20 protein-coding genes and 2 tRNA genes are annotated in these 24357 nt (G+C 35.2%); 8 read left to right on the top strand and 14 right to left on the bottom strand.

The annotated features are described in order from the left end of the window. Positions 1–115: 115 nt before the first annotated feature. Both B045_RS0105905 and B045_RS0105900 read right to left on the bottom strand, forming a co-directional pair. Positions 116–1318: a C1 family peptidase gene (locus B045_RS0105905; RefSeq protein WP_025883185.1), complete on the bottom strand. Its 1203-nt coding sequence runs from the start codon at positions 1316–1318 to the stop codon at positions 116–118. A gap of 16 nt (positions 1319–1334) precedes the next feature. Next, positions 1335–2735: an aminopeptidase P family protein gene (locus B045_RS0105900; protein ID WP_018463348.1), complete on the bottom strand. Its 1401-nt coding sequence runs from the start codon at positions 2733–2735 to the stop codon at positions 1335–1337. Between the two features lie 107 nt (positions 2736–2842). Between B045_RS0105900 and B045_RS0105895 the strand changes: the two genes are divergently transcribed. After that, positions 2843–3694, top strand: coding sequence for a patatin-like phospholipase family protein (locus tag B045_RS0105895; RefSeq protein ID WP_018463347.1), 852 nt, complete (start codon positions 2843–2845; stop codon positions 3692–3694). Here B045_RS0105895 and trmD read toward each other — a convergent pair. The 10 genes from trmD to ligA form a co-directional block, all read right to left on the bottom strand. Next, complete coding sequence (gene trmD, locus B045_RS0105890; protein WP_018463346.1) at positions 3686–4360, bottom strand: tRNA (guanosine(37)-N1)-methyltransferase TrmD; 675 nt, start codon at positions 4358–4360, stop codon at positions 3686–3688. The genes B045_RS0105895 and trmD overlap by 9 nt on opposite strands. 85 nt (positions 4361–4445) lie before the next feature. Continuing rightward, on the bottom strand, positions 4446–6398 hold the full coding sequence (locus B045_RS0105885) for a hypothetical protein (protein WP_154650109.1): 1953 nt from the start codon (positions 6396–6398) through the stop codon (positions 4446–4448). Between the two features lie 53 nt (positions 6399–6451). Beyond that, on the bottom strand, positions 6452–8707 hold the full coding sequence (fimD, locus tag B045_RS0105880) for a fimbrial tip adhesin FimD (protein ID WP_444544384.1): 2256 nt from the start codon (positions 8705–8707) through the stop codon (positions 6452–6454). 19 nt (positions 8708–8726) lie between these two features. After that, positions 8727–10403, bottom strand: coding sequence for a fimbrillin family protein (locus B045_RS0105875; RefSeq protein WP_018463343.1), 1677 nt, complete (start codon positions 10401–10403; stop codon positions 8727–8729). 11 nt (positions 10404–10414) lie between these two features. Beyond that, positions 10415–11458: a fimbrillin family protein gene (locus B045_RS0105870; RefSeq protein WP_018463342.1), complete on the bottom strand. Its 1044-nt coding sequence runs from the start codon at positions 11456–11458 to the stop codon at positions 10415–10417. A gap of 176 nt (positions 11459–11634) precedes the next feature. Next, on the bottom strand, positions 11635–12786 hold the full coding sequence (locus B045_RS0105865) for a fimbrillin family protein (protein WP_044067647.1): 1152 nt from the start codon (positions 12784–12786) through the stop codon (positions 11635–11637). Positions 12787–13192: 406 nt separating this feature from the next. Further along, the gene (locus B045_RS0105860) at positions 13193–14395 is read right to left on the bottom strand and encodes a fimbrillin family protein (protein ID WP_081618595.1); all 1203 of its coding nucleotides are present in this window, start codon (positions 14393–14395) and stop codon (positions 13193–13195) included. Between the two features lie 236 nt (positions 14396–14631). Continuing rightward, positions 14632–15684: a DUF5119 domain-containing protein gene (locus B045_RS0105855; RefSeq protein ID WP_018463339.1), complete on the bottom strand. Its 1053-nt coding sequence runs from the start codon at positions 15682–15684 to the stop codon at positions 14632–14634. After that, complete coding sequence (locus B045_RS14315) at positions 15681–16310, bottom strand: DUF3575 domain-containing protein (protein WP_018463338.1); 630 nt, start codon at positions 16308–16310, stop codon at positions 15681–15683. Before B045_RS14315 ends, B045_RS0105855 begins: the two co-directional genes overlap by 4 nt. Positions 16311–16337: 27 nt before the next feature. Continuing rightward, positions 16338–18356: an NAD-dependent DNA ligase LigA gene (gene ligA / locus B045_RS0105845; RefSeq protein ID WP_018463337.1), complete on the bottom strand. Its 2019-nt coding sequence runs from the start codon at positions 18354–18356 to the stop codon at positions 16338–16340. Between the two features lie 326 nt (positions 18357–18682). On the opposite strand from ligA, the gene B045_RS0105840 reads away from it, so the two are divergent. The 7 genes from B045_RS0105840 to B045_RS0105810 all read left to right on the top strand — a co-directional run bounded on the left by B045_RS0105840 (position 18683) and on the right by B045_RS0105810 (position 22212). Next, positions 18683–19168: a porin family protein gene (locus B045_RS0105840; protein ID WP_025883179.1), complete on the top strand. Its 486-nt coding sequence runs from the start codon at positions 18683–18685 to the stop codon at positions 19166–19168. Between the two features lie 27 nt (positions 19169–19195). Next, positions 19196–19807 carry a recombination mediator RecR gene (gene recR / locus B045_RS0105835; RefSeq protein ID WP_018463335.1) on the top strand — a complete coding sequence of 204 codons (612 nt, stop codon included), beginning with the start codon at positions 19196–19198 and terminating at the stop codon, positions 19805–19807. After that, positions 19804–20250 (top strand): hypothetical protein, encoded by a 447-nt coding sequence (locus B045_RS0105830; protein ID WP_018463334.1) that lies wholly within the window; start codon positions 19804–19806, stop codon positions 20248–20250. Before recR ends, B045_RS0105830 begins: the two co-directional genes overlap by 4 nt. Next, a complete protein-coding gene (locus B045_RS0105825; protein ID WP_018463333.1) occupies positions 20250–21443 on the top strand; it encodes a glycosyltransferase family 2 protein in 1194 nt (397 codons plus the stop codon). The genes B045_RS0105830 and B045_RS0105825 overlap by 1 nt, the downstream gene beginning before the upstream one ends. Further along, positions 21436–21969 (top strand): GNAT family N-acetyltransferase, encoded by a 534-nt coding sequence (locus tag B045_RS0105820; RefSeq protein WP_018463332.1) that lies wholly within the window; start codon positions 21436–21438, stop codon positions 21967–21969. The genes B045_RS0105825 and B045_RS0105820 overlap by 8 nt, the downstream gene beginning before the upstream one ends. Positions 21970–22035: 66 nt before the next feature. Further along, positions 22036–22112 (top strand) — tRNA-Asp (locus B045_RS0105815). Between the two features lie 26 nt (positions 22113–22138). After that, positions 22139–22212, top strand: a tRNA-Asp gene (locus B045_RS0105810). Between the two features lie 54 nt (positions 22213–22266). Here the strand turns inward: B045_RS0105810 and B045_RS0105805 are convergent. Together B045_RS0105805 and ruvC are read right to left on the bottom strand one after the other, a co-directional pair. Continuing rightward, positions 22267–23751, bottom strand: coding sequence for an ATP-binding cassette domain-containing protein (locus tag B045_RS0105805; RefSeq protein WP_018463331.1), 1485 nt, complete (start codon positions 23749–23751; stop codon positions 22267–22269). Positions 23752–23784: 33 nt separating this feature from the next. Continuing rightward, the gene (ruvC, locus tag B045_RS0105800; RefSeq protein ID WP_018463330.1) at positions 23785–24354 is read right to left on the bottom strand and encodes a crossover junction endodeoxyribonuclease RuvC; all 570 of its coding nucleotides are present in this window, start codon (positions 24352–24354) and stop codon (positions 23785–23787) included. Between the last annotated feature and the right edge of the window lie 3 nt (positions 24355–24357).

Genomic DNA, 24357 nt, shown 5'->3' with positions numbered 1-24357 from the left:
TTATTGCTTATGAAATAAAAAACTGTGCTCAAAGTTACAAAATAAAAACAAAAAAAAAGCACAAACTGAAATGTTTTTTCAGTTTGTGCCTTCTATTTCTTTTTGATATCAAATGTTAGATACCAAGTTTTTTGCGGATATCATTTGGTATGGCATTCTTATTAACCATGAAGTCCATAGTGTTTGCTGCTATAAAGTTCTTTGTCATATACCAAATTCCCTTATATTCACCAGCTTCTCCCCATGAGTTTTTAACCATGTAATATTCTTTGCCATTCTGGTCCTTGGCGATACCGTATATAAGCATACCGTGATCATCTGTAAGTTCCCAGTTGTCATATCTTTCCTGACGCATTTTCTGTGTAGGTATTATTTCTGGAACTTTGCAGCCCAAAGAGTCTATCATATTATTCTTCTGAGTCTTTGTTAGTTTCAGCCAACGAGCCATGTCGCTACCTGTAAGGCTTTGTACTTTCTTTGTGTCTGTATTGTAAGCAAGTCCATCACGTGTGAAACCGTCTTCAGACACGTCACCACCCCACGCTACAGTATATCCATTCATTACAGCATTATCAATGATACGCATCATGTCTTCCATAGGAATATTCCATGAAAGAGGGTTGCGCCAATTGTCCTGAACTTCAACAGCAAATCCCTTCCAGAAAGGGTGATGTGTATAACTTGTTATACTTGCATAATCGTCAGCGTCAATACCAAGGCTTGTAGCGAAAGACTTAGGAGTATAATTCTTTCCTTCATAAGTAAATTTTTCTGGGCACTTGCCTAGGTAAGCATCAAGGATACCTTGTAGTCCAGTTTTCCATTGAGTAGACAACTTCTTTGAATCGCTTTTTGCAACAGCCATTACATAAGGAGTCATTAAACTGAAAAACTCATTGTAATTGTTTAGTGAATCACCATAAAGACTACCTGCAAATGGCATTGCATTTTCTGGACAGATACCGTAATGCTCAAGGCAATACAATGGATCATATGAGCTACCGCCTTCTGCAAATTGGCAATCTCCATGTAAGCGTACTACCTGAATAGCACGATCCATATAAGTCTTATTAGCAACAAATGATTCGCAAAGATCATAAGTCTTGCCTGTCTTCTTAAGAATCTCAGCCTCAAAGAAACTTAGTGTAGAATAGTTCCAACACGTGCCACTACGACTTTGATTTTTAATACTTGTAATTTTGTTCTCTCTTACTACAGTGAATACCGGCTTGTTTACATTTTTCTCAGCCTTCTTTTCCTGTGCTGTCGCACCTACTGCCGTTAAGGCAAGGAGTGCCATTACTAATAATTTTCTCATTTAAACCAATATAATGTTATTTATTATCCATAAAATTCTCTACGTCTTTTGGATGATAAGGTATACGATCCTTACCGATGAATCTACATCCGTCTTTTGTTATTAAAACGTCATCCTCTATTCTTATTCCTCCAAAGTCCTTATAAGTCTCTAATTTATCAAAATTTAGGAAATCTTTACAGTGTCCGTTTGCTTTCCATTCGTCAATAAGTGCTGGGATGAAATATATTCCAGGTTCGTCTGTAACAACGAAACCTTCTTCTAGTCTGCGTCCCATTCTAAGACAGTTTGTTCCGAATTGCTCTAGGTTAGGACGAGTTTCTTCGTCAAATCCTACGTTTATTTGGTCAAGACTTTCCATATCATGTACATCCATTCCCATCATGTGTCCTAATCCGTGTGGAAGGAACATTGCATGTGCTCCGGCTTTAACTGCTTCGTCTGTATTTCCCTTGGTAAGCCCAAGTTCCTTTAATTTGTCAAACATAAGTCTGCAAACAGCAAAGTGTACATCTGCATATTTTGTTCCTGGTTTTGCTACGTCCAAAGTATAGTCGTGACATGCTTCTACAATTGAATATATTTCCAGTTGCTTTTGGGTGAACTTTCCACTTACAGGCATTGTTCGTGTATTGTCGCTGCAGTAGTTGTTTATTGTTTCTGCACCTGCGTCACAAAGCACAAGTCTACCTTCTTCAAGCACATTCATTGATGGTGCACCATGCATGATTTCACCATGCTGGGTATATATAGTAGGGAAACTAACCATAGAACCATAAGAATTTGCAATGCCGTCAACCTGTCCCCCGATAAATTTCTCAGTGACTCCTGGTTGAGTGAGTCTCATAGCAGTGGTGTGCATCTTATATCCTATTACGGCAGCACGTTCAAGTTCCTCAATTTCTTGTGGTTCCTTTGTAGAGCGCATCTTCACAACAGCCTTAATTAGCGGCATGCTTGCTGATTCTTTCTGTTGGCAAGGATGTATACCTAGCAAGTCGAATATCTGAATCTTAATGTCATGTCTATATGGTGGCAGAATATGTATCTTGCGGTGTTTGCTCATTGCATCATTGCAAATCAACTTTAGGCTTTTCATTTGAGCAGAATCTGTTGTACCAGCCTTTTGTGCCATGTCGTGAATGCTGTCAACTGCCCCAAACCAAACAATATCCTCTATATCTATATCGTCACCAATTAGTATATCTTTGTCATTGTCAATATCTATTACTCCAACTAGACCATCTCTTTGAAGTCCAAAATAATATAAAAACGATGAATCCTGGCGAAAAGGGTGATACCCATTGTTTGGAAAGTTGGCTGGTGATTCATTGTTTCCGAAAAGAATGATGACGCCATTCTTAACGAGCTTTTTAAGTTCGTTACGGCGTCTCACATAAGTAGCTGTATCAAACATATAATGCGAATTTTTTGTTGTTTTGCCTACAAAGTTACACTTTTTTAATTAAAAAACACTATCTTTGCAAGAAAATTGAATAAATTGGTGCAAAATTATTAGAATATATGGTTATTACTCGAAATATTGGTCTTGTTCTTGAAGGTGGGGGAATGCGCGGAGTTTTTACAAGTGGTGTTCTTGATGCTTTCATGAAGCATAATATTTATTTTAAATATATTGTTGCCGTTTCTGCTGGAGCATGTAATGGAATGAGTTATGTTAGCCGCCAACCACGACGTGCGCGTATTTCAAATATTGATTATCTTGCGCGTTATAATTATATAGGCATCCGTCATCTTGTTTCACAGGGATGTATTTTTGATAGCAAACTTCTTTATGATAAGTTTCCTAACAAACTCTTACCTTTTGATTTTGATGAATATTTTAAACATTCACAAAATTTTGAGATGGTAACAACAAATTGTCTCACAGGTAAACCTATGTATTTAAAAGAGTTGGAAGATCATCAGCGTTCGCTGGATATTGTAAGAGCATCCAGTAGTCTACCTTATGTTAGTAAAATTGTTGATGTAGATGGAATTCCTATGCTTGATGGTGGTATTGTTGATAGCATACCTGTGCAGCGAGCAATAGACATGGGATATAAAAACAATGTTGTAATTCTAACAAGAAATAAGGGGTGGAGAGACAATGGAAAGGATAGAAAAGTTCCACATTATGTTTATAAGAATTATCCACGTTTAAGGGTCGCTTTGAGTAGACGCCACTTCGCTTATAATCAGCAGATTGAACTTGTTAATAGATTAGAAGAAAGTGGACAGATAAAGTGTATCCGTCCTTTACGTCCAATTGAAGTTGGAAGAATAGAAAAAGATATTGATAAGTTGGAAAGACTTTACGAAGAAGGATTCAGTATTGGTGAAGAGTTTATTAAAAATAACGCCGAATTATTTTAACAAGTCTGGACGCATGTTTTTTGTGCGTTTCATTGCTTCGTCAAATTCCCATTTACGAATCTTGGCTTCGTTGCCACTGAGTAGTATATCTGGAACCTTCCAACCTTTATATTCTGACGGTCTTGTGTATATAGGTGCTGCTAGCATATCATCTTGAAAACAGTCACTAAGTGCGCTTTGTTCATCACTTATTGACCCAGGAATGAGTCTAACTATAGCATCTGTCATTACTGCTGCTGCAAGTTCTCCACCAGTAAGTACATAATCTCCAATGCTAATTTCACGTGTGATAAGATGATCACGTACTCGTTGATCAATGCCTTTGTAATGGCCACAAAGAATAATGATGTTACCTTTTAATGAAAGGTCGTTGGCAACATGTTGATCAAACTGCTCTCCATCGGGGCTAGTATAAATGATTTCATCATAATCACGTTCGGCTTTCAGTGCAGAAATACATCTGTCGATAGGTTCACATTGAATAATCATTCCAGCACTTCCACCATAAGGATAGTCATCTACGCGTCTCCATTTATCAAGAGTATAGTCCCTTAGATTGTGTAGATGAATTTCTACCAATCCTTTTTTCTGTGCACGTGCTAATATGGATTCATTAATGAATCCTTCCATCATATCTGGTATTACTGAAATAATATCTATTCTCATGGCTGCAAAATTAATACTTTTTTTATTATTTTGCAAGCATGTTGATAGATATAATGCTTTTTTCTATACTTTATATCTCAACAATCTAGTAGTTTGTTAGCGTTGCAGTGATTGGTTGTGTTATGAAATATTTATCAGTTGCCACATATATTTGTCCAGCACTGTTTGCTTTATAAGTTTTAAAGTAGCAATGGAAGCGTTTAAGTCCATCATTGCTAGTACCAGTGTTCTTGTATTCGTTCCAGCTTATATTCCTAGTATAATAGTATGAGTCGGTAGTTCCATCAATAATTGATTTTCCTACAACAACAGGTAGTTCGTTAAATCCAGTAGCTTGCACATTTGGATAAATGGCATTGCTATTGTGTTCAATCTTAAATGTAAGCGGAAAGCGTGGTGCTGTTAAATCTCCTGGAATTCCAATTATTACATCAAGATTCTGGTCTTCTGAAGAAGGCACGTTCGTAGGATTTAACTCTACCGAAAAGTTCATGGGACGACGATAGTATAGATTTATGTATCGTTGTAATCCGTCGGAATTATAAATACTGATAGTTTGGATCTTCTGTTCAAGACTACTTGTTGGTAAATCTGTAGGTTGTATCGTTATAGTCCTCCATCCGTTGGCATCATTACCGCTACTAATAGTTGCAGATGCTGCGATGGGACCTTTAATAGTTCCTATTGGTGATTTGTCTTCTTCGTCAAGTCCAAATATTCTAACATAGTGTTTGCCTGTATAATCTGTTGTGTTGAGTTCTCTTCTTCTAAGGTTACTAATCTCATCATCACTAGTAATTGATGGATTGTGCATATTGAATACGTTCTTATATTTTATGACAATAGGATCCTTTGTCGTAAACATTTCATCAGTGAAACTTACATAAAGGCGTGACGAGTCATTAGCTATATTCGTAATATTACCAGCTGTTGTTACCCCCATAAAATTGTTCATTGGACCTCCAACTATTGCATCAGCCAAAGTTTTTGAACCATTCCCCGAAATTCTCGTCACTTTTAGGTTGTATTGAAAATTTCTTATCAGGTTATAGTATGTCATAGATGTATTATCAACGTTACCTGTTGGGTCAGTAGGGTAGCAGAAGTCAGCCTTATAATATGTTGGTACTCCAGAAGAGCCTGAAATAGAGTTTCCCATATATGTACCCTTTATTATGATATAAGGATTATCTTGGTCGTTGCGATGCGTGCATTCATATATGTATGTCGGCTCAGAAATACTTTTCCATGGAAAACTAGCACTGGTTGGATCTGGGTTTACTTTAAAAGCCCTATCTTCTGGTTCATATCCGTAATAGTTCTGAGCAAGCAGTTCTTTGTAAGACATAGTTGTTCCATCGCTGGCTATATAGTCAGCAAATCTGCTAATTAATGGATCTTCATTTATAGTTGTATTAACATTATATGGAGCTACAGTTCCAGATATGGGTTGATTAAATACATAATATCCCTGTGGTATAAATATATTCTTTATACTGTCTGATATACTCACAGTTACCTTTGCAAAATTTCTTATTAATTTTAAATTTTGCATTTTGGGTAGCGTTTTTTCTAGATCTACAGTTCCATTTGAATTAATATAAATACCTTCGTTAAATACAATTCTCTGCCAATACGAGTCAATAGAATCTGTTACAACCATTTTCCTCATTAGTGAGGATTCGTCTAGTATAGTGGTGAACGCTGGATTGAAATTTGCTACAAGATGTACTATTCTCGGAGTTGTTGATGTATGCAGTGTTACATGAAAATATGTGAGACCGTCACTTGCTGTCGAAAAATTACTTATATTCTCACCATTGCTATTAGCGGCTTTACATGTATCAACTTCCAATAGTAGACCATTGTTATCAAAAACTATAGCATACAATTTTTTGATATCCGGAGTTTCTCCAAGACTACGAGTACTTATTACTTGAACGTCAGGAGTATTTAGTGAACCATTTATCTCAACAGGTAGCCCCTCTGATTTAAATGTACCTGAGTTTGTAAGTAAGTCGTGTTCTGAGCATGCCATAAAAGATATTGTTATAGCAATCAGATATAATATATAATGTAATTTACTTTTCATCATTTTGTAGTCTTTATAGTATAAGTTCCAATAGGGCATTTAGTGCCTCCCCAATACCATGTGTCATAAACAGTTCTTACATAACATTGAACATTGCTACCTGCGTCATAGAAATTACCACTATTGTAGTATCTTCCGCTACTAGCCCAGTAATTTGCACCATCAATGAATAGAGTAGGGATGTTACCTTGTGATTGCATATAAGCGACAAACATTATTTCTGCCTCAGTTGGTAATCTCCATCTTCCTGCTGCATAACCGTTTTCTTGATATGTTGCAGCACGTTTCTGGGCGTTAGAGAATGTAACACCATCCTGTGAACATTGTCCCCATGCAGAAGATACTTTGAATGACGGCGCTATTACAGAACGATATGAGTATGATGTTGATGCAATCATTAGATTAGCACAATCTGTAGAATTCCATGAAGTAATACCTGTTGATTTATAAAGGTATTTAGTAATGGAAGAACTTGTCCAACCTGCATTTACTCGTGGGTCGCCAATCTTATAGTAATATGTTTCTCCACCTACAGTATAGTATCCATTTTCAGAATTGAACCCAGTTACAAATACATTTGTGATTTGTGTTTGTGCCAAATTACCTAAAGAAGCAAATAAATAGCCATATGGAGTTGTTACATAGTTATCTTTTGAAGAACTATAATACTTAGTATTATTACTATAGTAAGTTCCGTCTGAATTTTTTGCAGCACCTGACATTGTCGCATTAGCTACTCTAGCAAAGTATCCATCAATAAATGCATTTCCTCCATCTTCAGTAGAAATATAGAGTGACGGGTATTGAGTTATTATTACGGTCTCTGTCAACCCTTCATTATTTGTTACTTGCAGGTGTATGTTCTGATATGTGTATGTACCGTCAAACTCATGAGTAAACGTTAGCTCTTTATCTGATGTTATGTCTATTTTATATTGGGCCAAATCATTTGCATTGGTTAGAACATTAGATCTTGGAGTTCCAGAAGTCTCATAAGTGTAATAATCTACCTGTGTAACCTTTGTGTTAGTTTTATCTAAGGCAGAAGAACTAGTATATTTTATTATTGTTGAAGTTTGGTTATTTAAAATTACACTTTTAGGATCAACAGTTAAATATTGATATTTATGGAATTCACCGCTAACGTTTTCGTCAGTCTTACTACCAGCGCCAACATCAACTGTTCCCCAGGGTAGGATAGTAAAGCTAGATGGACTAAGTTTTACGGGTGTTTCTTTATTTGGACTTCCAATATTATTAATATTAAGATAAATAGTGTATTGGCGGTTGCGCTCAATCTTTCTATTTTGGCTATTTATACTTAACTGATAATATGTATTCATGTATCTATTTTCTCCTTTCACAGTCCAAGGTATGCATATTTCTACGACAGTCTCTTTTGGATCAACTTCCTTCCATGATGTAGGATAACTATAGAATGGAATATGAGAATAATTATATTCTATACCAGCATACGTCTTTGATAAATCTGTTTGCTGAAGAGTTTCTTGCTTGTTGAAATAGTCTGCATCGGCTGCTGTATAGTTAGCATCGATCATGCCTTTATTCACCCCATTGAGCAAACTGATAGTCATACTTCCTAAGTTTGGAGTATAAGTTATGGTAGAACTGTTAGAAATTTCGTCAACAGACTCTTTTATATTAGAGTATATCACGACTTTAGCTGCACACCTATACAAAGGGACTGTAGAATAGGCCGCATTATTATTCCAAGATATATTCTCGCCGCCAGACATTGTAAACTTATCTTGAATGCCAGAATTATTCGCAGTAAAATCAGAAGAAACAATTGAATTCTTAACTTCTGCGAGCGTCATTCCTTCATTGAAATTTCCCGTAGGATTAGCAACAATATATGCATATCCTCCATTTGATAAAGCAGTTTTTAAATCATCTGTAATTCTGGTTCTAGCGATATAAGAACCATCATTTTGTATAGAAACACTCTGCCCTTGTATTGTTTGTAGTGCAGCTTGTGTTGTGTCTTTATAAATGAATATCGTAGTGTTGTCTATATAATTTTCATTTAATTGGTCTTGGCCATCTATCGTTGCTCGGGTTGTGGTTTCTATTCCATTCTTTTCTGCAGTAGTATGATATAATACAAAAGAGATATACCCATCTTTTAAAGATGTTTCTTCTTCATTAGCAAGATCTTTTTCAGAGCAACTATATAATGCCATAATTATAAATGACATCGCTAGTATATATGTATATTTAAAAATGGTTCTCATAATACTTTTTCAAACTATTTTAATTCTTTACGTTTGCAGGTTCAACAAATTTATATTCTTTAAATATGTCGCTTCCTGTAAGCGTCTTTACTATTGTAGACTGATTCGGTTGAATAACATAAATTCTTAATATAGCCGAATTATCAGTGCTATTTGTGGCATTTTTTGCTCTTACCCTTAATGTCGCTTGTGTTCCAACATTTCCCTGAGGATTTTGATTTGAGAGAACAGTTCCATTTTCATCAACAAATTGGAATGCGTCTATGTCTCCAGACTGAATAAGCGCAGCGCGCCAAGTTGCTCCACGAGGTGTGGCAATATTGAAATTAAGAGCGCAAGTCTTGTTCCTTAAATAAACAATACCGTTTGTCCTGTCAATAGAATCTCCATATTGTACAGCGTCAAATTCTATACCACCACCTGGAGCTATCGTAATAAGATTTGTTTCCGTATCAATTACTTGTGAAACGTCTTCCCATGGTTGTGGGATTGCTGTCAATTCAATGTAGTTAGCTTGAATATTAATATTAAGCTGATATTTTCTACCTCCAATGAAATCTGTATTTATATCACTAGCAATAGTGGTTTCTTGATTTGTATATGTTGTTGTTGGGGAACCATAATTATACCAATTACCATACCACCACCAAGATTTATCTCTTTTTTGTTTTTGTTCTGTAATCTGTGTCAGTGTTTCATAAGTAACACTTATTCTTAAATTACCATTTTCTGCAGCTAATTTGGGTATCAAAGTAAGATATTGTCCTTCTGGTAATAATGTCGTTGTTGTCGTATATATTCCAGCCTTATTCCAATTATAGCTATTTGTTTGATCTGTTGTTGGTGTATATTTTATTCCATCGTTTAATTCTGTGTCTAAAAGATAGTCAATAGTACCAATCTTATTATTCCATGCAGGAGTACTCGCTATGCTATTTTGCAAAGAAAGTGTAGCTTGTTTATTTGCATTTGAAATAGTTATACTTTTAATGAGATATTTTGTCTGATAGTAATCAATATTTTGCCAAACATCTGTATTTGGTACAGCTGTTGTATTCGTGTATGGTTGAGTATATAGGGTACTTGAAATTGTTGGCACAATTTTAGCAAGGGCATGTTTAAAGTGCCAGTGAACAAGTCCATCGCTAGGTCTAGTTTCATTAATGTATGGCATTCCATTACTCCTTGTTCCCCACAGTATATCTTCCTGCTTGTCTAAATCTGTAGATGCAATATAAGTTATTTCAGGATTTCCAGTACTGCTGTTTTTATTTAAAAGTATTCGAGTTTTATTTAAGTTCGGATTGTATGATGTTGCGAGGAAAGATAGCATATTCTTTCCTAACGGCCAATATCTAGTATCTCCATCATAAACCCATCCACCGTTTTGATATTTTACGTTCACACTATCCATAATCGTGTAAAGGCTTTGGTTGGCATTGACGAAATTATTTGTTCCATGATAGTATGCGTAAACTTTAAAACCGTTTGTTTGAAGATCTGTGCTATTTTCTATTGAAAATGGAGTTGATGTCACGCTACGTGTTTTCATACTATCAGTTTCAGCAAATATACCGATAGCTGTATCGCTGATGTTATTCAAATAACTATTATCAGCAATGTCATTTTTTTCTGTGCATGAGATTACGCATAAAGCGCACAGTATGAATGATATATATAGTCGTGTAATCTTCATTTCTCAATTCGTCAATTTGTGTTTTTTATATCTGCGTCGTATGCACTGTTAGACCATTCATCATAGGCTGCATCCATTTTTATAGGCTTTAAACCTAACGTAAATGTATAGTTGTACTTCTTTCCTGGTAACCATTCTGTTATATTACCGCTGTTTCTAAGTACTACATTTTGCTCGTTATTTGTGTATCTATATTTTTCGTTACCTTTGCTGTCAATAAATATTATATCATAATTTATGTTGAAAACAACGTCTGTGGTGAGTAGTTGTGGAACCATCAGTAGCGTGTTTCCTGTTTGGTTAGAAGTTGACGAAGACAGCACATTACTATCAAGAACGTATTGTTGACTTGAAGTACCTGATTTGAAATATGGTGACCATGTAAATTTTGGTTTCATTAAGCTTGCGTCAAAACTAGGATGGCAAGTGCCGGCATTATATAGTCCTGTAATACTGGCACTGTTAATGTTTAGTTTTGCAACACTTTTCATATCGGGATCAATACTGAGTTTTATATTTATAAGGCTTAATACATGATAAAATACAAAACTTATTTTTCCGTTGTTATTTGTATTTTGATATGTCATGTCTTTTATTAAGTTGCTAAGCATAAGGTCAATCTGTTCACTTGGATTATCATTGACATTGAATCTTGCGCACATTTTACTTTCATCATCTATATTCTCAATACCAATACCAAAACTGCTATTTGAAAAATTATTCCAAGGATAGTAGGCGAAAAAACTTAATTTGTCGTCTGCATTATTAGGCCAATATTTTATTGGTGAGTATGTGAAATTTACGGTGTTGTTTGAAGTACTAGCCACCATCTGCTGGTTATTCATAAAAGATGCAACGTGATAGGTGATGTCATCCCATTTTGCAGAACCTTGATAGAATGAAAATACTCCGATAGAATTGCCATTTGGAATCGTCGTATTGTTAGTTCCATCAATAAGATAATTGCTATTCGCACGAGTTGATGAAGATTGACTTGTATAACATGAAAAGTCCATAGAAAGTGATTTGCCTGTTTGGTTATCACTTTCCAACATAGAATTATCACTGCAACCTGTTGTTAACAATGGTAATACTAGAATTAAAATACAATATAAAATCTTCAATTACTTGGTCAATCAATTACTTACTTATTTGTCAATTCTGCTGCAAAATTAATCAAAATAGGAGAAATTACCAAACCTTTTACAGTTCTTCATTAACTTTTAACTTATTATTCAGTAATTACGGTTTCCCAATTGTCAACATTAGAGTCAAATTGAACTCCGCTCATGCCGATAATAACATTTATCGAATAGTTTTTTCCTGCTACTAAAGTCATATTTGATATGGTCTTTTTTGCACTATTCTTAATTTTAAAATATCCTTCCGCTAATTTACTGTCTTTTGTTGTTACCCAATAAGTTAGAGATATGGTTAGATTACCAGTCGTCGGGATAAATGTGAGATAGCATTCTTTACCGTCAGAAGTATTCGCTAAAAGATTAGTAGCTATATTTGTAACACCACTTATGCTGTCGTTACTTTTACTGCTACCGCCATCTCTTAAACTTTCTGCTATTTGCTGATTACTGATATTGAATACCGTTTCACCACTTGTATTTTCCCATTGTGGTGTATATGCTATTTCGTTATCAAGATTTAGTGTTCCATTGCTTGGAAAAGACCCCGATATATTTATACTCTCAATAGTAATCTTATTACCATCTGCAATATTTTCATTTGAATTAGAGTTGAATACTCCCTTGACATTGAGGCTTAGTTTAGCAAGGGCATGACGAAAGTTGAAATTTACTTCTCCATTAGTGTTTAATGAGGTAATATCTTTCAAAGCTTTACCGTTTTCTTTTGAAACAGCCCATAACAAATCAATTGTGTTTTCTACATTTGTGGAATTCTTGAAACTAAGTTTTGGAGCACCTAAAGTGCTGTTTGATGTTATGTCTATGATGCCTTCTGTATTTACATTTGAGTCTATGTATGGAGCATAAGCAAAAAAGCTATTTTTGTTTTCAGTTGAAGAGCTACTTGTTGGCCAATATTTTACAGGACTATAGTTCCATGAATCACCTTTGTTTGTAGACGCAACCTTCTGATTATACATAAAGTTAGGTGATATTGTTTTGATATCTGATTCGTAAGTGTTAAATGCAAAAACACCGAAACCATCTTTTGCTGATAGAGATGTTGTTGAATTGTTGACCGCACGGCTAGAAGCTGTATTTTCGATATATGTACCGAAAACAACAGGTTTGTACTCATTTTGTGATTCTGTTTTGTTTAATGCTGAATCAGTGAGTTCTTCATTAGTACATGATGACAAGCTAACGATTGCAATCATGATAAGTAAGGCGATCTTTTTCATAATCAAAATGTTTAATGCGTTCAACGATTTCAATAATCAGTCTAGAATAAAGTTGAATTTAGTAATATTGTGATCACATTGATATTTTATCGCTCTAAAATATTCTATTCTTTATTTTTTTCTACTTCTTAGCCTTTTATGTTTACTCCTAAATCTACTTTTTTATCTATAGCAAATATAGTGATTTTAAATTAAAGTCACTAATTTTATCTTGTTTGGTTAAATTTGTTTAACAATGTGCGCCCAAACACAATATTGATAAACTTTTTTTAATAAATAGCAAGTATAATTACTTAAAATTGTAGTTTCTTATATGATTCTCTATAACATAAACGCAAAAAGGACAATACCGAAAGGTATTGTCCTTTATATATCGAATATATTTAATTAGATTCTATTTTTATTCTTAAATAACTTCAGGTACATCAACTGTCGTTGTTATTGGGGTGCTATTATCTGTTGACCAATCTGAAACCTCTGCTGTGAATTTCACAGTGTTGATACCAATATTAAGAACAAGTGCATATTTCTTATTAGCAGCAAAAACAGGTAGCTGTATCTCTTTTGTTATGATTTGCTTAACATTTGTACAACCGTTAGAAAGACTTGGGTCTAAAGTTCTAACCCAATATGTAATAGTAACAGTTGCTTTACTACTTGTTGATCCAGGTATAAAGTAACATGATTTTGTGTTGTCTAGTAATACGTTCTGCGCTGTTGTTGTAAGACCACTAAGTTTGCTCAAGTTATCAACATTGTTCATTAATGAACCTTGAGGCTCTGCAAAATTCGTATTAATATTTTCTTTCTTAAAATCGAAAACCATACTTCCGTCTTGCTTAGTAATTTCCCATGTTCCAGTTGTTAAATCAAATTTACCACTTGTTGCTATTGTGTTACTCTGGATGTTGATTTCTTCTATTGTGATTTTTGTCTTACTTGGGTCAAATGTAGGATCATCAGTCGCAACTTTTGCTTGTAAGCCGTTTCCGTCACACACAGCTAGTGCATGTTTGAAGGTAAATCCTATCCCAGAAATATTAGCTTGAATGCGTGTTAAATCTTTATTTAGATCACTTACCGTGCCCTTTTTAACACCCCAAAGAAGGTCAACTGACTGAGTCTTGGTATCTGCAAGTGTGTAACTAACTTTAGGTGTCTCATTAACATTATTGCTTGAGATCGCAGTGATTCCAGTTGTTGATTGATCTTTAGCAGTACCACTGTTTGAAGTTACATCAACATAAGGAGCATATGCAAAGAAACTTATCTTGTCTCCATTTGTATTTGGCCAATAACGTACGGGGCTATATTCCCAAGATGTTGTAGTTCCTGTAACTTTTGTATTATACATGAAGTCTGGAATAAATTTATTTGAAACGTAATTCTCCTGCGCTGTATAATAAGCTAAAACTCCAAATCCATTTGTTTTAAGAGTTTCTGTAGTTTCTGATCCTGATGCTCCGGCACGAGTTTTGGCCAAATAAGTATCAAATGATATTGCTGTTTGACTTGTTTCTGCAGTTTCTGTTAAATCAGAACTTTGAGAACACCCAGTTAATGCCATTACCGTCGCAGCAGCAACAGTAAAAAATAGAATCTTTTTCATAAGTGTTTTTTAATTTACTTGAACTTTTTGTTTGCCTTTTTTCGGCTTTAATTTACTCTTAATATTTACTTGAATTGAAACATGATATTAGTATTATTTATCATGATCCTTAAAAACGGTGCAAAATTAAGTATTAATATTGTCTTTACCAAATATCTTACTTTCTATTTAATGTAGTTTAACAAAATTGGGCTCGTATTTAAAGTTATTATTATATAATAACACTCTAATGTCATTTAAATGTCAATATCTACATTTCCACCATCACCCCAATTATCCACTTCTGCATCAAATCCGCTACCTCCCGAAGTACCATTGTCTATCTTGGGTAATTCAGGACCGTTGTTAATGATAAGCAACAAGTTTTGAGTAACACCAGTTGTCGGTTCTAACGCTCTTGTTACTTCCTTAGCGTAATTTATCATGCTTCCAACATTATATGTTAGTAGCTTTTCAGTTTTATCATCGCTTAGTTGTAAATATAATGTCAATATGTTGTCTGTATCAATTCTTGCATTGCTATTTTCTTTTCCGTATGGCAAACCAAACGTTGACAATGTAACAGTTAGCCAACCACTTGTAGATCCCGTTGAATCAACTGTTGTCTTTAAATCCTGTAAAAGGAATGTTGCTCTATCAGTTGATGCATGATGACTAGTTAGAATATAACCTCCAGCCAAACCAGATATTGATCCGATAGAATTCTTTATACTATTAATATTGTAAACCCTAATTCTTATCGTAAATTTGGTGTTAACAGGTTTTGGCGTAACTTTTATCTCGTATGTTTTGGTTGTGGTGTCACTTCCTGTTGTGTTGAAGTTTTTAGAACTGTAAACCATATCTTCTGTAATTCTAATCGTATCTGTAATAACAGCAAGATCTTCTGGCTCTTGTTTATATGTCACACCTTTATCCCATGCCCCATTAGTATAAGTATCTGATTCCATGTTGTTAAGTTTAACCTGCGCTGAATCATAATTTTCCATTTTGTTGAAGGTGAATGAATTAAATTCTGTTGTGCTAAGATTAAAAGAAAGCATTTTCCATTCTCCTACTTCAAGGTTTAATGGCATGTTCGTAGTATTGTTAGATGTATTTTGCTGTGTAGACCCATTGCTGCCATAAGCTATTAATGTTACACCTGTTGGAGTTTCACTAAAAGCTTTTTGCCAATCATATTTGATAGCAATAGCTGCATTTTCTTCAGAAACATATTCTAAAGGCCTTCTATCGCATGAACAAAAAATGATTAGTGATATGATTAATATGAATATGAGCTTTTTCATTTTAAACCTCCTTTTCTTCTTTTTCCTAATAGCCATACAAGACTAACTTTGGCTTTGGTTGGGCCCAAATATGTCCAATGTTTACTATATTGATAAATTAAATGCTGGTATTCATATTTGGCCTCATAATGTTTGTAGGGGCCAACAGCAATACCTGAAGATAAAGATAATTCTATATTTAGTTTTCTTCCTAATTTATGAGTCCATCCGTAAGTTATACCAGTACTAAAGAATTCTCCTTGGTTACCCTTTGCATTCCATTCTAAGTCATATTTGCCAATTGCTGCATATAAACCAATAAAATGCCCAAGTAATGGATGACTTGCATCTTGCTTATTCATCCAGTATCGAGTCTCAATACCTGCCATATTAATTTCGTAAGCTTTGGTATTGTTTTTAGTTTTATACCAAGGAAACCAAATCTCAGCCATTAAACTCATTCGTTTTTGCTTGCCTAAGCAGGTTTCTACTTCTAAGTTTGGAGTTATAGCTGCATCAAATAGCATGTTTGTCTTGAGTGCTATTTTTGGAGAATAACTATTGTTACCGGCATCTTGAGCAGGTGACGGTATTGCTATACATATTATATATATAGTAATTAAAATAATTCTCTTAAAATTTACCATGAGTCGTATGGGGCTTGTTTATCTTATTTACTTGAATTTATCTATGAAGTCTTTTTCCGAAATAATTTGAATACCAAGTTGGTTGGCTTTCTGATTTTTTGAACTAGTTGATTGTAAGTCGTTATTTATCAAATAGTTCGTTGATTTACTCACACTACCAGTAACCTTTCCTCCTTGACTTTCTATATATGCTTTGAGTTCATTGCGATTTTTGTATTCGTATACATCGCCTGTGATGACAAATGTGAGTCCATTGCATAAGTCACCCTCTGTTTCTTTTTCTTCTTGCGTTACATTTATCTGCTTGAGGAGATTGTCAACAATCGTTCTGTTTTCCTCATCATGAAACCATTCTACAATTCTTGCGCTTTTCTCAGGTCCAATACCAGGAATAATAGCGAAAGGAGAATCTCCTCCAGCTACGAATTCTTGATTATTCCCACTTGCAATTTCAATAAATTGTTGAAAAGGATAAACTTTCAGAATTCTATTGCATACATCCTGTCCACATAGTGGAATGCTGAGTGAATATAATAGATGATGAGCCTCTACGTTGCGCGCAGCCTCTATTGATTTAATAAGATTTCTTACGCTCTTATCTCCGAATCCTTCCATGAAGGATAGCTCATGAGCATGAGCCTTCAACTTATATATATCAGCATATTCCTTAACCCATCCTAAGTTAATGAATTTTGCAACAGTTTGTTCAGAAAAACCGTCTATATTGACACCATCCTTACTAACGAATCTTGCAAACTTTCTAAGTTGTTTTGCTGGACATTTATGGTTTGTGCAATGCAATGTCTTTGTCTGACTAGCAGGACTTATTGCCACCTCTGTGGGCGAACCACATACCGGACACTTGTCTGGAACCTGTAATAGTCCAACTTTGTTGTCGACTTTAATGACTTTTGGTATGATCTTGTTTGCTTTGATTACGCTGATGCGGGTACCTTTATCTCCAATATTTAGTCGCTCACATTCACTGATATTACACAGTGATGCACGTTTTACTGTAGTTCCTTCCAAAGTTACTGGTTGAAAAACAGCCACTGGTGATATCGTTCTAGCTGCACAACTCCATTCTATATGGTCTAGTTCTGTTGCTGCACTTTCATCTTTCCATTTGAATGCATATCCAGCACGGGTTGCATGATGTCCTGTAACACTGCCCGTTTGTGCATATTCTGTATTATCGTATGTAATAACAAGGCCGTCAACAGGGTAGGGGTTAGAGTTGTCTTCAGTAGTATCGCCTTTAGATACTCCTGTTACTCTTGCCGTCCAGTTATTAATAGCCTTGTTAATATTTTCTAGATCAGGGGTTTCAATAAATTGTCTTTCAACAGCTTTCATGCCATTTTTTTCTAGCCAATCCATTCTTGCTCCCCATGATGTTATTTCTTCATCGGTATACACCAATGTAAAAGGAATCCATTTTAGGTGACGGCGCTTGACTTCGTTTACATCTTTTAGAGTAAGAGAGCCCGAAGCTAAGTTTCGTGGGTTTGCATATTCTTCTTCGCTTTCGATATTGAATTGTTCAAAATCTTGATAGCTGATTACACATTCTCCGCGCACAACAACATGTCCTTTAGACTTTATCTGTTGTGGTATACCATCTATTGCTGATGCCAAATTGGTGATATTAGTACCAATATGTCCATTTCCTCGAGTTACAACTTTTGTCAATAAGCCATTGTCAAAAGTAACAACCAATGTCAGTCCGTCAAGTTTCCAACTTAACCAAATAGGTCTGTTTTCAGCCCATTTCGCCAATTCTTGAGGACTTTTTGTCTTTGCAAGTGAAAGTGCCGGAAATTCGTGCTCTTCTTTTTTGCCATTTATGTTGTCTTCAGAAACGCGATTTGTTGGAGAATCAGGAAAACGTTGGCCAGTCTCTGCTTCTAATTGCTTAACTTGATCAAACATGGCGTCCCACTCATAATCGGTCATGAGTTCACCTTGTCCGTTATAGTATGCATCTGCTGCTTTGTTAAGTTGAGCAACCAATTGTTGCATGAGCCTTAGTTTATCTTCTGCCATATTATGACTATTCCTTTTTAACGGGCAAAGTTAAATAAAAAAAAAGGATTGGCCAAATAGTTATTGTACTTTAACTAAATGACACAGCGAGTGTTACGAGGTTTCAGTTAAAAAATCATTTTATAATGACCATCTATATAATGTTCTGCCATTATCCATTTGCTATATAGAGAAAGTTATAAATCGTAGATTATCTTTTTAGTGAAATTGTGTTGAGAAATTTGTATGTTCGTAAAATAATGTCTATATTTGCATTGTATAGAAAGATAATATTATTATAAAAATCTATACATATTGCAAAATAATTATATATCTAAATGCAAATTATGAAAAAGAAACTATTAATGGTTTTTGCCGCTCTTCTTATAACAGTTAGTGCTAGTGCACAATTTGAGGAAGGCAAGATGTATTGCGGAGCTTCGCTTACAGGTTTGAATTTGAGTTATAATGGCGCAGATGAACTTAATCTTGGTTTGCAGGCAAAAGCAGGATATTTCATTACTGATGACATAATGCTTTCTGCACAGTTAGGTTATCAAACAAGTTCGAACGATGTAATTCCTAATCATTATGAGGTAGGTGCAGGCGCTCGCTATTATATTGAACAAAACGGTATATTCCTTGGAGCAGGTGCGAAATATGTGCATACGGGGCACTATAATGACTTTATGCCAGGAGTTGAGGTTGGGTATGCCTTTTTCATAAGTAAAACCGTTACAGTAGAACCAGCTATATACTATGATCAGAGTCTTAAGGACCATAGTCAGTATTCTACTATAGGGCTTAAAGTTGGAATAGGTATATATTTGTAAGATATAAATAGTATTTAGAAATATTATATGTCTGAAACTTATCCCTCGGCGTTATTAGAAAAAGCCGTAAGTGAATTCTCAAAATTACCAGGCATAGGGCGTAAGTCAGCTTTGCGTCTTGTGTTGAATATGTTGCGACGCGATGTCTCTGATGTTGATGAATTCTGTAATTCAATAATGACATTAAAGCATGAAGTGAAGTATTGCAGAGTCTGTCATAATATCAGTGATACTGATGTTTGTCCGATATGTTCTGATAGTCGTCGCGATGCATCAACGATATGTGTTGTAGAGAATATTCAAGATGTTATGGCTGTTGAGAAAACACAACAATTTAATGGACTTTACCATGTGCTCGGTGGAATAATATCACCAATGGATGGTATAGGACCTGGTGATATCGAGGTTGACTCGTTGGTTGACAGAATTAGTACAGGAGATGTTAAGGAAGTTATACTCGCATTAAGTTCCACAATGGAGGGAGATACGACTAATTTTTACATATCAAGGAAACTTATGCAGTATGAAGTGAAACTCAGTGTGATAGCTCGTGGTATATCTGTTGGCGATGAATTGGAATATACGGACGAGGTTACATTGGGACGCTCAATATTAAACAGAACACCATTTAAACAATGAAACAAGCAGTAAAAATACTCACAATAAATTATTTTATCGTGTTGGCGTTTGCTTTGGCAATAATAGTCTGTGGCGAAAACGACTGGTTAAATAATGTTGGGATTATGCATGATAACAAAAGTTCTGATTTCATGATGACTTCATTAATGGAAATCATAACAATATGTTTAATCCCTGTATCATTACGTCTATTTAAATTCAAGAACGTACGTAATGCTATACAATCAGATAATACGGAACTTCATTCTTCGTTTATAGCCTGGGCTATTATACGTTTGGACATGTTGCAAATACCAATGATAGTAAATGCTATTTTGTATTATATGTATATGAATGTAGCTTTTGGTTATATGGGAATAATCTTGTTTCTAGCAAGTTTCTTTATATTTCCAACATTAGAAAGATGTAACTTTGAATACGAAAAGATGAAAGGCGAGCAATAATGCTTCTGTCTGTAATAATTGTAAACTATAATGTGAAGTACTACCTTGGGCAGTGTCTTCATTCTTTAACTAAGGCTTTGGAAGGTATAGAGTCAGAAGTTATTGTTGTGGACAATCATTCTGATGATGAAAGCATTGAATATTTAAAGCCTATATCCCCCCATGTAAGATTCGTTCACTGTGGGCATAATATGGGCTTCTCACGTGCTAATAATATTGGCATAAGGCAGAGCAACGGAGAATACGTCTTGATGGTTAATCCTGATACGATTGTTGGAGAAGATGTTATTGCTAATGCGTTGAATTTTATGAGGATGCATGTTGAAACTGGAGCTGTAGGCGTGAAGATGCTTAAGGCTGACGGTAGCAATGCTATGGAAAGCCGACGAGGATTGCCTACTCCGATGACTGCATTTTACAAGATGAGTGGATTGTGCGCAAGATTTCCCAGACATCATAAACTTGCACATTACTATATGAGTTACTTGTCATGGGATGAGCCACATAGAATAGAAGTCATTAGTGGTGCATTCTTTATGATTCGTCGTAAGGCATATAATGAAGTAGGGGGACTTGACGAAGATTATTTTATGTATGGTGAAGATATAGATTTGAGCTGCCGTCTTTTAGAAAGTGGATGGGAGAATTGGTATCTGCCATTATCTATACTTCATTATAAAGGTGAAAGCACCCAAAAGACATCTTACAGGTATGTGCATGTGTTCTATGAGTCCATGCTTATATTTATGCGAAAACACTATTGCAATTCATCCTATTTGATAAATTTACCAGTTAAGGCTGCTATATTTTTCAAGGCGATGGTCGCTCTTGTAAAAAATGGACTGTTAAGCATGTCTAGATCGCTAGGATTCAGAGAAAAAGAAAATAGCCCTAAATCAGCATATATGTTTATTGGTGAAAATGATATGTTAGAACAATGTAAGAGCATTGCACTTAATAATGGATTAGACTCAGAATATATAAATGCTAGTCAAGATAGTTGTCCTGAAGGTCATCTGAAAAACTTGCATTCTGATCCAGAAAGAATGATATATGTTGTATATGACATGACTGTTTATAGTTATTCGCATGTGTTGAGCATATTTGCAGGTTGTCCAATGAAGCATGTATCTATAGGTACATATTATGATAATGTATTAATAACAGCAGAGGAGGTGATGTGTAATGAATAAAACAGATAAATTACCAGAGGTTACTTTGAGGGCAATTGAACCAGAAGATCTGGAATTGCTTTATCATTTAGAGAATGATGATAAGCTGTGGAATGTAGGAGTCACAAATGTTCCGTATTCTCGCTTTCTGCTTCATGACTATATCGCTAATTCAAGTGGCGATATCTACACGGATAAGCAAGTGAGGTTAATGATCGTTGCTTCTGACAATAATTGCGTAGGTATTATAGATTTGGTAGATTTTAATCCACAACATCGCAGGGCTGAGATAGGAATAGTTATAATGAGTGAGTATAGAAATCGTGGCTTTGCCAAGGCTGCATTACATAAGGTTATTTCGTATAGTCACAAAGTAATACATTTAGCACAAATCTATGCTATAATTAGAAATGATAATAAAATTTCAATAAATCTATTTAACTCTTTGGGTTTCAGTAATAAAACGCAATTGGAGGGGTGGCTTTTTGATGGAGAAAAATACAATGATGCTGTTTTAATGCAAATTTTTTTAGAAAAAACATATTAAAAGTTTTGGAGAAATAAAATATTATCATTACCTTTGCACTCGCAATTCAGAATAAGGCTCTTTTATGGTGCGTTAGTTCAGTTGGTTAGAATGCCTGCCTGTCACGCAGGAGGTCACGAGTTCGAGTCTCGTACGCACCGCCACAAGCCTTTCATGAATTTGTAAAACTGGTGCGTTAGTTCAGTTGGTTAGAATGCCTGCCTGTCACGCAGGAGGTCACGAGTTCGAGTCTCGTACGCACCGCTTAAAATCCTCAAAACTTTATTGTTTTGAGGATTTTTTGTATAAAGAAATTTTCTATGAATGTCTTATTAGATGAATCTCGTGATCAATGCAGTTTGGTAGTTCTTCTTTATAGTGGGTCACTATAATCATAGTCTTATTACGTCTTTTGCAGAAAGTCTCTATGATATCTTTCACCAATCGTCTATTTGTGTTATCGACTCCGTGTAGTGGCTCGTCAAGAATTAATAACTCTGGATCTTTTACAAATGCTCTTGCAAGAAGTACTAGTCTTTGTTCACCGCTAGATAGTTTAAGGAAAGTACGATCTTGAATTTTATCAAGCCCGAATATTTTCATCCAGAATTTGCATTGTTCAAATTCTTCTTCAGATGGTTTCATGTATAGACCAACAGAATCTTTCATGCCACTGGCTACAATTCTTATAGCTGGCATGTCACGTTGATAAGCACGATGCATTTCTGGTGAAACATATCCAATATGCTTTTTGATGTCCCATATACTCTCTCCACTTCCGCGAGGATTATCAAATAGTGTTATGTCGCATGCGTAACTTTGTGGGTTATCAGCACAGATTAAGCTCAATAGTGTAGACTTACCTGCACCGTTTTGTCCGCTGAGCGCCCAATGTTCTCCATTCATAACAATCCAGTCCAATTTGTCAAGAATAGTTCGCTTGCCATATTTTATGCAAACCTTATCCATCTTAACAACTTCATTGGTATGATATTCGTTACCCTTATAAGGTAAGTTTATTATATCCTGTTCATATTCTTTACTTAGTACTCTACTAGGTATAGCCTGACGATTATTGATATAATCCTCAAGTTTAACTTTTGAATATACTTTCATATTCTTTACTTCAACAACATGTGTTATGAAATCTGGAATATCATCGCTTTTACTTAATACCAATATTATTTGCAGGGCATTCTCCAAAGACAATTCTTTTAATAATTCTTTCAGTTGATCTCTTGTGCCAGCATCAAGACCAATAAAAGGGTTATCCATTATTAATATTCTTGGATTGGCAAATAGGGTAGAGGCAAGTTTAAACTTTCTTAGTTCGCCGCTTGATAACAATATAATATATTTATCTAATAGATGCTCTATGTGGAACATCTTGTATATATGCTTTTGTAATTCCCTTCTTTTAGGTGTATCCTCTCCTGCTAAATCGTAAGCCTCTTCTAGTTTATCACCTACGGTAGGAGTGTTTTCGTCAATTTCTTGTTGGTTCCATCTTTGTTGTAGGTAATATGTTCGGTCATTGTCACTTCCATAACTATCACGGAAAGTTATGTATTTAATGTTGTCTGAAACAAGTGGTTTTTCACTTGGTGAAAAATCGTATTCCGGATCACGCATAAGCAGTGGATGTGTGCCAACAATAATATCAACTAGCATTGATTTTCCCCCACCGTTTGGTCCGACGATAGCTATGTGTTCGCCGTCATTTGTTTCAAAGTTAACAGGTTCAGCCATACGCCATTCGGGCATACGTGTTGTTCCATCCTGAATTTTGATAATCTTTTGCATGATAAGTCTCTATTTAAATCTTTATATTGTTCTTCAAGATTGAATTTTATCTTTGTTTTTTGTGGCAAAATCTTTCCAACTGGAATAATGTTTGGCTTCTGTTGATGGTCTTCCCATTTGCATAAAATGACAATATGCAGCTCCTAGTGCGTCTGTTGCATCCATAAACTTAGGCATATCTTTCTCGTCAATATTAAGAAGCCGTTGAAGCATGCCTGCTACTTGTTCCTTTGATGCTTGCCCCATACCGGTGATAGCCATTTTAATTTTTAATGGTGCATATTCATGTATTGGTATGTCTCTGCATATTGCGGCTGCGATAGCTACCCCCTGAGCTCGTCCGAGCTTTAGCATTGATTGTACGTTTTTACCGAAAAAAGGAGCCTCTATAGCTAGTTCGTCAGGAAGATATTCTTCAATTACTCCTGTGACTCTTTCATAAATCTTTCCTAGCCTAAGATATGGGTCACGCATCTTTCTCATATCAATGACTCCCATAGATATCATCTTGGCTTTGTTTCCAGTTACTTTCAGTACACCATATCCCATTACGTTAGTACCAGGATCAATACCCAAAATTATTTTATCAGTTTTTTTGTCCATATA

Origin of the sequence: Segatella paludivivens DSM 17968 = JCM 13650 (genome assembly GCF_000373185.1) — a bacterium.
GTDB classification, from domain to species: Bacteria; Bacteroidota; Bacteroidia; order Bacteroidales; family Bacteroidaceae; genus Prevotella; species Prevotella paludivivens.
Note: the sequence above shows the minus strand (reverse complement) of the source record. Positions and strands in the feature narration are given on the sequence as shown.